We start from the raw sequence: 6499 nt of genomic DNA, 5'->3' as shown, positions 1-6499 counted from the left end.
TTCCCGATAGGAGGATGTGAATGTTCGGAAATTACGTACGGGCTGTTCTTCTACAGAAACAAAAACTTTCTCGCTGCCGATATCTATACCAGCGCTGTTTGGATAGATTTTACTTAAACTACTCATACAAATAAGCGGCCTTTTTAAAAACCTTGAGCCTAGGGCATCTTAAAAAAGGATATTGCTACCATGCGGGATATCATAAGATTCACCAATATTGTTTAATATCATGCCCTAAAACAAAGCTCAACAACAGGCTATAGCACTATTAGAACGACTGTTATGCTGCTCTTGGTTTTTTGCCGCTGCAAAGTTAACGTCATTTCATATTGATTTATATGAAATATATTAGACCTCAAGATGACAACAAAGGTCCGCTCAGTGTGACAAATATGATTTTGGAGACAGCCTCTTCTCTTTAAAAATTTATACTAAGCTGGATGTTAGCTTATGTATCCTGAACTTTGATAAAGGAGGATTTACAATCCTGAAACAGCTATTTGTCTTTAATAACCTTAAACTCTACCCTTCTATTCATCGCATGGTCTTTCTCGCTACATTTAACTCCATCTTTACAATGGTTTTCTAACATAGTTTCTCCAAAACCAATTGCCTTAAGTCTAGATTGCTCTATACCTTTTTGTATCAGATATTTCATAGCTGATTCTGCCCTCTGTTGAGATAAATATTGATTATAAACCATACTTCCTCTGGCATCAGTATGTGCTCTTAACTCTATATGTACTAAAGGCGCATTTTTAAGATATTCAAACACTTTATTTAATTCCTTACTAGCATCGTAACGTATATCCCATTTATCAAAGTTAAAATAGATATTATTGAGTCTTACAATATCATTCTCCTTGATTTCTAACTCTAGTTTCACTTCGAAAGTTTTAGATTCTTTTAAGCCTTTGGTAGAAATAGTGAGTTCTTGTTCAACACTATTTCTTGAGTTATAAAGTGCTATTTTGTAATCTGTTTCTTTTTGTAAAGTATCTAAAACAAATTTACCAAGGTTATCAGTAACAAGCTCTACCACCTCATTGGTACTCAAATTTGTAATTAAAATTTTAGCTCCACCTATGGTAAATGTTGTGCCTTTTTGTACCACTATACCTTTTAAAGCAAAAATTAATTCTTTTGGTGGGGTAATATTAAAACTATAAATATCATCTAGCCCTTTACCGCCTAACCTGTTTGAAGATAAATATCCCGTAAAATCATCGGTAAATACCATCCCAAAATCATCATTTGTAGAATTCATAGGTGCTTGAAGATTGATAGCGTCTGTAAAGTTATTGATGCTACCATCAGCTTTAAAAATATCTAAGCCGCCTAAACCAATACGTCCGTTTGATGAAAAATAAAGTTGATTATTTTTAACTACCGGAAATACTTCATCATCAAGTGTATTGATACTTGTACCACAATTGATAGGTTCGCTCCATGTATGATCAGCATTTTTACGAGACACAAAAATATCCATACCGCCTACGGTCCCCTTCATATTAGAAGCAAAATATAATAGTTGCCCATCAACAGATAATGCCGGATGTTGCGCAGAATAATTAATACCATCACCAAATAAACGGGTGGCTTTACTCCATGCGTCATTTTGTTTAACTGAAAAATAAATAGCATTTCTAATGAATTTGAAACTGCCTTTATTTCTACCTTTTGGTTTTTCTGTACGTGTAAAATAAATGGTGTCTCCTTTTGCCGAAAAAGAACTGGTACCATTATGATAATCTGTATTAATTTGTACAGGTAATGGGATTATATTTTGATGATCAACCTGATATTCGTAAAGTTTGAGGTAAGCATTACCTGTCCATCCATAAATATTTTGATATTTATTTGCTTTGCTAACTTCTATTTTCCTGTCTGAGCTGAATACCAAATTTTGATTAAAAATGCTCATAGAAAAATCTGCATATTCTGAGTTAGCTAACATGAATGGTTTAATTTCTACCTGTTTATTTGGATGGTTTAACCAGTTAATGGCCGAATCACAAGAGGCCATTTTAGTATTAATGATAGCAACCTCTTGGGGTGCAATAGCCAGAAATTTTTGATAATTTACTTTTGCTTCTTGATGTTTTCCATTTTGTTTTAAAGCATCAGCATAATATTTATATGCTGAGGGTTTAAAGTTTTGAAATCCCAAAATCATGGCGTAAACACGCTCGGCATTTTTAGCATCATTTGTATAACGATAACAATTTGCTAATTTTTCTGCGATTGCTAAATTGGGTCTTTTTTTAAGTAATTTTTCGTATATCTGTATTGCAAAATTATAATCATACTTTTGATACAACCTATCTGCTCTTTTAATACTTGTACTTTGTACAGCTAAGGGTAATATTCCTAAACAGAGCGTACAAATAATTAATATTTTCTTTAAATACTTCATCTTTAAAATTTAAAAGAACCTTGGTGTTTGTAAAGCGGTATCATATTTTGAATTGATGGCAAAGCCAACAGAAATCTCATGAGAGCCCTGTACATATCTGCCAATAGTTGAGGATAAGTTATAATCATACGCATAACCAACACGTAGGTTTTTAGCTATAAAAAACTCCATCATCCCTACCATAGAGCTATTTCTAAAAGTTTGATTTACATCTACCTTTTGCCATAAAGACAAATTGGTTCTGTAAGAAGTACCTATCCAAATTTTTTCATTAAACAACAAAGCTGCGTTAATATCCATACTAGTAGGCCCTCTAAAATCTTCCTTAACCAAAATAGATGGTTTAAACTTGATATCCTGATTTAAATCTGCCAAATAACCTAAATTTAGCATGTAGTGTCTACCTTGTTTTGTTACCGTTCCGTTTGGCGTATTTTGATAGTCCAGAGACCTGCCAAGCATATTGATAATGGAAAAACCAGCAAAAAAAACATCATTAGAGTAGTGGATACCAAAACGGGCATCGGGTGTAAAATGTGTTAAATCAGTTGTTAATTTTTGATCAGAATTATCTGCAATAATGGCATCAGAACCCAATAATGAATATTGGGAAATACCTAGTGCCAAGCCAAATGCTAAGCGTTCGTTATCAATACCTACGGGTAAACGATAAGCATAATTGGCATACACAGATGTTTGACCTTGTAATCCAATACGATCATTTAACACTAATAAACCAAGTCCAACTTTTTTAGCTTGCCCCAAAGCTGCATCTGCAATAATAGATTGTGTTTGTGGTGCACCGGTTAAACTTGTCCATTGGTCGCGGTGTAATAAGCTAAGGTTTAACGTTTCTTTATAACCGGCATAGGCTGGATTAATAGCCAAAGCGTTAAACATATATTGGCTAAACTGTGCCTCTTGTTGGGCCATTGTTTTATGGCTTAGTAAGATAAAAAGCAGTGTATAAGTTATTAATCTCATATTAGTCTTCTTTAACTACGGTGATAAAGCCTTTAAATATTTGCAATTGCCCGTTAATGGTAGCCCTTAAAATGTAGAAATAGGTGCCGGTATGCACATTATCACCTTTCCAAGCACTTGCAGACGAATAATTTACTGCTTTAAAAACTTCGCCTCCCCATCTATTAAAAATGGTTAAGGTATTTTCTGGATATAAATCAATATTTTCTATCACCCACGAATCATTTTTCCCATCTCCATCTGGCGAAAAAGCGTTATAAAAAACTAAAGGAGATGCCAAATTGGTTTCAACATAATAGGGCTGCAAAAAACCTTGGCTAAGTAGCATGTTTGGTAAACCTGTAAAAGTTTCTGTTAATACCATTTCTCCTAAATTGCTATCAAACATTTCTCCATTGATAATGCTATACATACCTGCCGAGTTTATAGCATAAGGCAAATGATCATTAGTTTGTGCTTTTAACTCTGTTATTGTAAATAAAATGAACAACACAAATGATATCAATTTTGACAGTGCTTTTATAATCATGAATTTGCTGTTAAAGGTTAAAAAAATCTGATTATAGCTTAATCCTTAATTCTCCGGTAGCTGTTCTATACATATCTCCTGTGGTTAAGCCTCCTAATATTGCACCAGCTTCATCAGCATAAATTGGTAAGCCTGAAAAATTAATATCTACAGCTTTAATTTTACCACTTACTTCTAACTTAACCCCTGCGGTTTGTATAGGAGTTCCTATACCAATCCAAGAACCTAGTGTACCTATACCGGTACCGTAAATGGCATTTCCAATATTCAGTTGGTTATTCGCTGTTGCGCTCTCCAAATTAACACCATTGCCTATAGCGATATTATTACTGCCTGTAGTATTGGTATTGGCTGCCTGATAGCCTAGTATAGTATTATTAGCACCAGTGGTATTGTTGAACAAGACTTGATAACCAACAGCAGTATTATTATTACCAGATGTAGTATTGCGTAGAGCTTGATAGCCCAATACAGCATTATTATTTGCTATTGTAGCTACGCGTAAAGCCTCTGCCCCTATTACAGTATTGAAACTAGAAGAGCTTGTTGAGAATAAAGCCCTAGTACCAATAGCAATATTAGAACTACCACTTGTATTTCCAACCATTGCTCCTTGGCCTAATGCTATATTTTGAGAACCATTTGAGTTAGAATTTAAAGCTCGATTACCTAAAGCTAGGTTTTCAATACCGGTAATATTCCCTTGTAAAGCTTGCTTACCTAAAGCCACATTAAAGCTTCCAGATGTATTACTAGTAAGAGCTTCCATACCTACTGCCGTATTATCTATGCCAATCGTATTTTTAGCCATTGCATCAGAACCAAAAGCCGTGTTATCATTTCCAGTAGTATTGGCTCTTAAAGATTGTACACCAACAGCTGAGTTACGTTCACCAGTTGTAATATTTTCAAGAGACACCCAGCCTATACCCACGTTATTGTTACCAGAAGTAATAGCTTGGCCTGCCTTAAAACCAATAAGGGTATTTTGGTTACCACCTATATTTGAGTAACCTGCTCTATAGCCGATTGTTGTATTTTCGGTACCTGTGGTATTGTTATAAGAAGCTTCTGTACCAATAAAGGTATTGTTAGAACCTGTAGTATTATTATGAGCTGATAGATAGCCAAGCGCTAAATTATTACTTCCAGAGGTATTAAACATTAATGACTGGTAGCCAAAAGCAGTATTGTTATCACCATCAACATTGGCGTTTAAAGTTTGATAACCAAAAGCACTATTAGCATCACCCGTAGTATTTGATTGTAAACTTCCAAAACCCACAGCCATATTTGGATTAGTAGTGCTTTGTATATTTTGTAAAGCACCACTACCAATAGCAATTACACCATCACCTGCGGTTATAGCACCTAAAGCATTAGGCCCAATAGCAATACTATTTGTTGCAGCGCCAACGCTTGTTCCATTAGCACCTACACCGGCATCTATGGTGATATGATTATTTGTACCTACCAAACGTAAATCATTTACTTCGGGAGTTGTCCATGTTGGTGCAACGCCAGCACCTGCACTTGTTAGTACTTGACCACTTGTACCTACTAAACCAGCAGGCATTAAAGCTTGGCTAAACTGTAAATTACCCACTACATCTAATTTTTGTGCTGGGGTAGCAGTACCTATACCAACATTGCCAGCACCTGTTGTACCTAGGTCAAAACCTGCTTGCGCTATAGTAGTAGTACCGGTTAAGGTGCCTCCTAAGGTAACGTTTCCATTTGTTGCAGTTAAGCCATTACCTGCACTAACTAAAACTGCTACTGCCGGGTTATTGGCAACACCATTTACAGTACTTACCAAGTTACCATTAGTGGCTGTGAGGGTATTGGTAAGAACCTGAGGTCCTGCTGGACCCTGTGGACCTTCTAAAGATGCTAACCATTGTGCTTCCGTACCTACAAAACCGTTTGATACAGCAACTTGATAGGCTGAACTTCCTGTTGCTCCTGTTGGACCTTGTGGACCTGTTGCTCCTTGTAAAGATGCTAACCATTGCGCTTCTGTACCTACAAAACCGTTTGCTACTGCTGCTTGATAGGCTGAGCTTCCTGTTGCTCCTGTTGCTCCTTGTGGGCCTGTTGCTCCTTGTAAAGATGCTAACCATTGTGCCTCAGTACCTACAAAACCGTTTGCTACTGCTGCTTGATAAGCTGAACTTCCTGTTGCACCTGTTGGACCTTGTGGGCCTGTTGCTCCTTGTAAAGATGCTAACCATTGTGCCTCAGTACCTACAAAACCGTTTGCTACTGCTGCTTGATAAGCTGAACTTCCTGTTGCACCTGTTGGACCTTGTGGGCCTGTTGCTCCTTGTAAAGATGCTAACCATTGCGCCTCGGTACCTACAAAACCGTTTGATACTGCTGTTTGATAGGCTGAGCTTCCAGTTGCACCTGTTGGTCCTTGTGGACCTATTGCTCCTTGTAAAGATGCTAACCATTGCGCCTCGGTACCTAGAAAACCGTTTGCTACTGCTGTTTGATAAGCTGAACTTCCAGTTGCACCTGTTGGACCTTGTGGGCCTGTTGCTCCTTGTAAAGATGCTAACCATTGC

General features: G+C 36.7%; 4 protein-coding genes. All 4 read right to left on the bottom strand.

Annotated features, from left to right (window positions below; genetic code table 11):
- Nucleotides 1–496: 496 nt before the first annotated feature.
- Nucleotides 497–2416 carry an OmpA family protein gene (locus tag H510_RS0115550; RefSeq protein WP_026905152.1) on the bottom strand — a complete coding sequence of 640 codons (1920 nt, stop codon included), beginning with the start codon at nt 2414–2416 and terminating at the stop codon, nt 497–499.
- Between the two features lie 9 nt (nt 2417–2425).
- On the bottom strand, nt 2426–3400 hold the full coding sequence (locus tag H510_RS0115545; RefSeq protein WP_026905151.1) for a PorP/SprF family type IX secretion system membrane protein: 975 nt from the start codon (nt 3398–3400) through the stop codon (nt 2426–2428).
- A 1-nt stretch (nt 3401) separates the two neighbouring features.
- Nucleotides 3402–3929 (bottom strand): T9SS type B sorting domain-containing protein, encoded by a 528-nt coding sequence (locus H510_RS0115540; protein ID WP_026905150.1) that lies wholly within the window; start codon nt 3927–3929, stop codon nt 3402–3404.
- Nucleotides 3930–3960: 31 nt separating this feature from the next.
- Nucleotides 3961–6499, bottom strand: a 2539-nt coding sequence (locus tag H510_RS20180) for a beta strand repeat-containing protein (RefSeq protein ID WP_036693120.1), incomplete at its 5' end; no start/stop codon positions are given.

This window comes from Pedobacter glucosidilyticus DSM 23534 (genome assembly GCF_000425145.1).
In the GTDB taxonomy this organism is placed as follows: Bacteria; Bacteroidota; Bacteroidia; order Sphingobacteriales; family Sphingobacteriaceae; genus Pseudopedobacter; species Pseudopedobacter glucosidilyticus.
Note: the sequence above shows the minus strand (reverse complement) of the source record. Positions and strands in the feature narration are given on the sequence as shown.